The following is a 6128-nucleotide window of genomic DNA, read 5'->3' as shown; positions in this document are numbered from 1 at the left end:
AACTCCAGTCCACGAACTCCGCCAACGCCTCACCACACGCGGCGATCTCCGCAGCGAACACCGGCGACGCATCCAGCAACTCCACCGCCATGCCCACCCACTGCGCACCCTGACCCGGGAACACGAACACCGGCTTCACACCCGAACCGACGACCTGCCCCTCCACCACACCCGCAGCCGGCGTGGCCGAGACCACTGCGTCCAGGCCGGCGAGCAGTTCTGCGCGGTCCGTGGCCACCACGGTCGCCCGCCGGTCCAGCAACGCGCGGGTGGTGGCGGAGGAGAAGCCGATGTCCGCGACGCACACGTCCGGATCGGCGGCCACCAGCTCCCGCAACCGCCGCGCCTGCGCCCGCAGTGCCGCGTCGTTGCGTGCGGACACCACGACCGGCATCGGAGCCGCCGGCGCGGTCCGCTCGACCGCCACCGGCTCCTCGGCCGGCGCCTCCTCCACGATGATGTGCGCGTTCGTACCGCTCACGCCGAACGACGAGACCGCGGCGCGACGCGGACGACCCTCGACCTGCCACTCCCGGGGCTCGGTCAGCAGCCTTACCTGGCCGGACTCCCAGTCCACGTGCGGGGACGGCTCATCCACATGCAGCGTCGGCGGCAGCATCCCGTGCCGCATCGCCATCACCATCTTGATCACACCCGCGACACCGGCAGCTGCCGACGTGTGACCGATGTTCGACTTGATCGACCCCAGCCACAACGGATCCCCGTCACGCTCACGGCCGTACGTCGCCAGCAACGCCTGAGCCTCGATCGGGTCACCCAGCTTCGTACCCGTCCCGTGACCCTCCACCGCGTCGATCTCGACCGGGCTCAACCCCGCACTCGCCAACGCCTGCCGGATCACCCGCTCCTGCGACGGACCGTTCGGGGCGGTCAGACCGTTACTGGCACCGTCCTGGTTCACCGCACTGCCGCGGATCAGACCAAGGATGCGCCGCCCGTTGCGCTTGGCGTCCGACAACCGCTCCAGCACCACCAGGCCGAGACCGTCGGAGAAACCGGTCCCGTCCGCGGACGCCGAATACGGCTTGCACCGCCCGTCGCCCGCGAGGCCGCGCTGACGGCTGAACTCGACGAACAGGAACGGTCCGGCCAGCACCGTGACACCACCGGCAAGCGCGAGCGAGCACTCACCGGCCCGCAGCGCGTTCGCCGCGAGGTGCAGGGCCACGAGGGAGGCGGAGCAGGCGGTGTCGATCGTGACCGCCGGGCCTTCCAGTCCGAGGCTGTAGGCGACGCGGCCCGACATCACACTGCTCTGGGTGCCGGTCACCCGGAACCCCTCCAGCTCCGGCAGCGTCGACGGGCCGTAGTCGGAGGAGACGGTGCCGGCGAACACGCCGGTGTCGCTGCCCCGCAGTGTCGTCGGGTCGATGCCGGCGTCCTCGAGCGCCTCCCACGACGCCTCCAGCGTCAGCCGCTGGGTCGGGTCCATGGCCAGCGCCTCACGCGGGCTGATCCCGAAGAAGTCCGCGTCGAACGTGGTGGCGGTGTCGACGAACCCGCCCTCCCTGGCGTAGGCGCTGCCGGGCCGATCCGGGTCCGGGTCGTAGAGCCCCTCCAGGTCCCAGCCGCGGTCGGCCGGGAACGGGCCCACCGCGTCACGACCGGACGCCACCAGCTCCCACAGCTCCTCCGGCGAGTTCGCCCCACCCGGGAACCGGCAGCTCATGCCGACGATCGCGATCGGCTCGACGTCACGCTGTTCCAGTTCGCGCACCCTGCGGTTGGCAGTGCGCAGCTCGGCGGTCACCCGACGCAGGTAGGTACGGAGTTTCTGCTGGTCGTTCATCGAGTCGGTGCCCATCGATCCGCTCCGGCCGTCGTCAGTCTTTCCGGTCATGCGGATCCGAGCTCCTTGTCGATCAGGTCGAACATCTCGCTGTCGGAGACGAAGTCGAGTTCGTCGTCGAGGGTGTCGTCGAGGGTGTCGTCGGTGTCGTCGTGGCCGGACCCGGCGGCGCTCAGCAGGGTCCGCAGCCGGTTGCTGAGCGAGCGCAGGCGTGGTTCCGCGCCGGCGAGTTGCTGCTCGTGGCCGGCCACGGCAATCAGGAGTGCTTCGAGCCGCTGCAGCTCCTCGTCGAGCGGTGAGCGGCTCGGTCCGTCGGCGGCTCCGCCGACCTCGGTGAGGATGCGCCGCGCGGCCTCGATCGGGGTGGGGTGGTCGAAGACCAGCGTCGCGGGCAGCCGGATGCCGGCCACCTGGCTGAGTCTGTTGCGCAGTTCGACCGCGGCGAGGGAGTCGAAGCCGAGCTCCTTGAAGGCACGCTCGGGGTCGACGGCGGTGGCCGAAGCGTGGCCGAGCACGGACGCGACCTGGGTTCGCACCAGGTCGAGCACGACCTGCTCGCGGTCGGCAGCGGGCACTCCGGCAAGCCGCTGCGCCAGCGACCGGGAGTTGTCGGCACGGCGCGCGGGGGCTCGCACCAGACCGCGCAGCAAGGCGGGCAGCATGCCGGACCGGGCCTGGTTGCGCAGTGCGCCAAGGTCCAGGTGCACCGGGGCCAGCAGGGCCGCTCCGGAGCCGAGGGCCTGGTCGAACAGTTCCATGCCCAGGTCCTTGGAGATCGCCCCGATGCCGGTGCGCTCCATGCGGGCGAGGTCGGCCTCGTCCATCTCACCGGTCATTCCCGTGGAGTCGGACCACAGGCCCCACGCAAGGGAGAGGGTGGGCAGACCGGCCGCCTGCCGCATGGCAGCGAGCGCGTCCACGGCGGCGTTGGCAGCGGCGTAGTTGGCCTGACCCGCGTTGCCGAGCAGCCCGGCGGCGGAGGAGAACAGCACGAACGCGGACAGGTCCATCCGCGAGGTCAGCTCGTGCAGGTGCCACGCGGCATCGAACTTTGGCCGCATGACGTGCCGAACCTGCTCCGGGGACAGCGACTCGATGACGCCGTCGGCCAGCACACCGGCCGTGTGGATCACAGCGGTGAGCGGGCGCTCGAGCGAGTCGATCAGACCGGCGAGCTCCTTGCGGTCGGCCACGTCGCAGGCGGCGACTCGCGCGCGGGCGCCGAGCGCTTCCAGTTCGGTGACGAGTTCGGCGGCGCCGTCGGCGGCGGGGCCGCGGCGGCTGACCAGCAGCAGGTGGCGCATGCCGTGCCTGGTGACGAGGTGCTTGGCGAACAGGGCGCCCAGCCCGCCGGTGCCACCGGTGATCAGCACGGTGCCCTCGGGGTCCGGGGGCGCCGGAACGGTCAGTACGACCTTGCCGACGTTGCGGCCCTCACGCAGGAAGCGGAAGGCCTCTTGTCCCCGGCGCACGTCCCAGGCGCGGATCGGCGAGGGGGACAGCATCCCGCGTTCGAAGAGGTCGGCGATCTCGACCAGCATCTGCTGGAGGCGCTCGGGCGCCGCCTCCATCAGATCGTAGGAGCGGTAGCGCACGTCGGCGCACTGGTGCGCGACGGCCTCCGGGTCGCGGATGTCGGTCTTGCCCATCTCGATGAAGCGGCCGCCCTGTGGCAGCAGTTCCAGTGACGCGTCGACGAATTCGCCGGCCAGTGAGTTCAGCACCACGTCCACGCCGGAACCACCGGTTGCCTCGTGGAGGGTGTCGCGGAAGCCGAGGTCGCGCGAGGAGGCGATGCGCTCCAGGGGTACTCCCAAGGCACGTACGGCGTCCCACTTGGCCGGACTGGCCGTGGCGAAGACCTCGGCGCCGAAGTGGTGGGCCAGCTGTACGGCGGCCATGCCGACGCCACCGGCGGCGGCGTGCACCAGCAGTTTCTCGCCCGCCCGCAGGTCGGCCAGGTCGACCAGGCCGTAGTACGCGGTGAGATACACGACGGGTATCGCGGCTGCCTCGGTGAAGGTGAGGTGCTGCGGCATGGGCGCGACGGTCTTCCGGTCGGCGACGGCGACGGGGCCGAAGGCATCCATCACCAGCCCGAACACCCGGTCGCCGGGCTTGAGATCGGTGACGCCGGAGCCGACCTCCATCACGACGCCTGCCGCCTCGCTGCCCAGTGGCGCGTCGCCCGGGTACATGCCGAGTGCGATGAGCACGTCGCGGAAGTTGAGGCCGGCGGCCCGGACGGAGACGCGGACCTCGCCGACGCCCAGTGGCCGGTCCCCGTCGGAGGGCACGACGGCGAGGTTCTCCAGGGAGCCCTTCCCCGTGCTGGACAGCCGCCACGTCCGACCGGACGGCCCGGCGACGGGCCGTGCCAGGCGGGGCGCGAGCAGTGCTCCACCGCGTACGGCCAGTTGCGGCTCGTCCAGACCGGCCAGGGAGCTCCAGTCGGGCTGGGCGTCGGCGTCCGTGTCGACCAGCACGAAGCGGCCGGGGTGCTCGGTCTGTGCGCTGCGCAGCAGACCCCATGCCGGTGCCTGGGCCAGGTCCACGGATTCGGCGCCGACGGCGACGGCGCGCCGCGTCACGGCCACGAGGGTGGCCTCGCCCAGCCACTCGCTGGCGAGCCACCGCTGGGCAAGGGCGAGGGTGTTCTCGGCGACCGCGTTGGCGGCCTGGGCGGGGTCGGCGGCTGCCGTGGTCGCGATCTCGGCGAGCACCAGGTCGGGGCTCGTGGTGCCCTCGGCGAGCGCGGCCTCCAGGGCGGGCAGGTCGGCGAAGTGCTCACCCGGTGCGTCCAGATCGCCGAGGACCGCGATGCGGGCCTGGGACGGCGTTCCCGTGATCGGTGCCCACTCCAGTTGGAACAGTGCGTTCTGTTCGCCTCGGCCGCCCGTCAGCTGGGCCGGGTCCACGGGGCGCAGGGCGAGGCTGTCGACGGCGACGACCATGTCGCCGTTCTCGTCGGCGACGTCGACGCGGAAGGCGGATTCTCCGGCGGCGGCGATGCGTACGCGCATCCGGGAGGACGCCGGACGCCCGCACCGCACCCCGGACCAGGAGAACGGCAGGTCCGGAGCGGAGCCGGTGTCCTTGTCCATCATGCTGGCGTGCAGCGCGGAGTCGAACAGGGCGGGGTGGACGGCGAATCCGTCCACGGCGGTGCCCTCCGGCAGGGCGATCTCGGCGTACACCTCTGTGCCGCGGCGCCATACCGCCTGGACGCCCTGGAACAGCGGGCCGTAGTCGAGTCCGATGTCGGCCAGCCGCTCGTACAGGGCGTCGGCGGAGGACTCGACGGCCGCGACCGGCGGCCAGGCGGCGGGGAAGGGTTCCGCGGGCCCGGCCTCGGGGGCCAGCCGGCCGCGCGCGTGCCTGACGACCTGTCGCGCGTCGTCCGGTCCGGTCCCGGTCTCGGAGAGGGAGTGGACGGCGACCTCGCGGCGGCCGTCCTCGTCCGGCTGGCCGACGGTGACCCTGATGTGCCGGGCGGAGCCCTCGTCGAGTGTCAGCGGGACCTCGAAGGTCAGTTCGTCGAGGGCTTCGCAGCCGAGGTGCCGGGCTGCGGCGAGGACGAGTTCGACGAGCGCGGCACCCGGCACGATCACGGCGCCCAGCACCATGTGGTCGCGCACCCACGGCTGCGACTCGGTGGAGAAACGACCGGTGAAGACCCACTCGTCGCGTTCGGGAACCTGCACGGCAGCCGCCAGGACCGGGTGCCGCATCCGGTCCAGGCCGGCCGCCGCGACGTCACCGCCCTGCGCGGACGGGGTCAGCCAGTACTTCTCCCGCTGGAAGGCGTAGGTGGGCAGGTCCACACGCTCCGCCCCGGTACCCGCGTACACCGCCTCCCAGTCGATCCGCACACCCGCGACGTGTGCCTGGCCGAGCGAGAGCAGGAACCGGGCCGGTCCGCCCTCGTCGCGGCGCAGGGAACCGACCACGGCCACGCGGCCGACGGCGTCCTGTGCCTCGACGATCTCGTCCACCGCCATCGTCAGCACCTGATGCGGCGACACCTCGACGAAGCAGCCCATGCCCTTGTCGATGAGGGCGCGGACGGCGGGTTCGAAACCGACCTGGGCGCGCAGGTTCCGGTACCAGTAGCCGGCGTCCATCGTGGCGGTGTCGATGAACCCACCAGTGACCGTGGAGTAGAAGGGCACGCTCCCGCTCGACGGCTGCACCGGGGCGAGCACCTGCAGCAGGTCGGCCTCGATGGTCTCCACCTGCGCGGTGTGCGACGCGTAGTCCACGTTGACCCGGCGGGCCCGGATCCCGTCGCGTTCGCATGCGGCCAGCACCTCGTCCA

2 protein-coding genes are annotated in these 6128 nt (G+C 72.0%); both read right to left on the bottom strand.

The annotated features are described in order from the left end of the window. The coding region (locus IE198_RS34615) for a type I polyketide synthase (RefSeq protein ID WP_189894034.1) at nucleotides 1-1810 on the bottom strand (1810 nt) is incomplete at its 3' end. A gap of 47 nt (nucleotides 1811-1857) precedes the next feature. Next, on the bottom strand, nucleotides 1858-6128 hold a 4271-nt coding region (locus tag IE198_RS34610; protein WP_189894032.1), incomplete at its 5' end, for an SDR family NAD(P)-dependent oxidoreductase.

The organism is Streptomyces xantholiticus (assembly GCF_014651015.1).
Lineage (GTDB): Bacteria > Actinomycetota > Actinomycetes > Streptomycetales > Streptomycetaceae > Streptomyces > Streptomyces xantholiticus.
The sequence above is the reverse complement of the archived record's forward strand: the minus strand, read 5'-3'. Positions and strand labels throughout refer to the sequence as shown.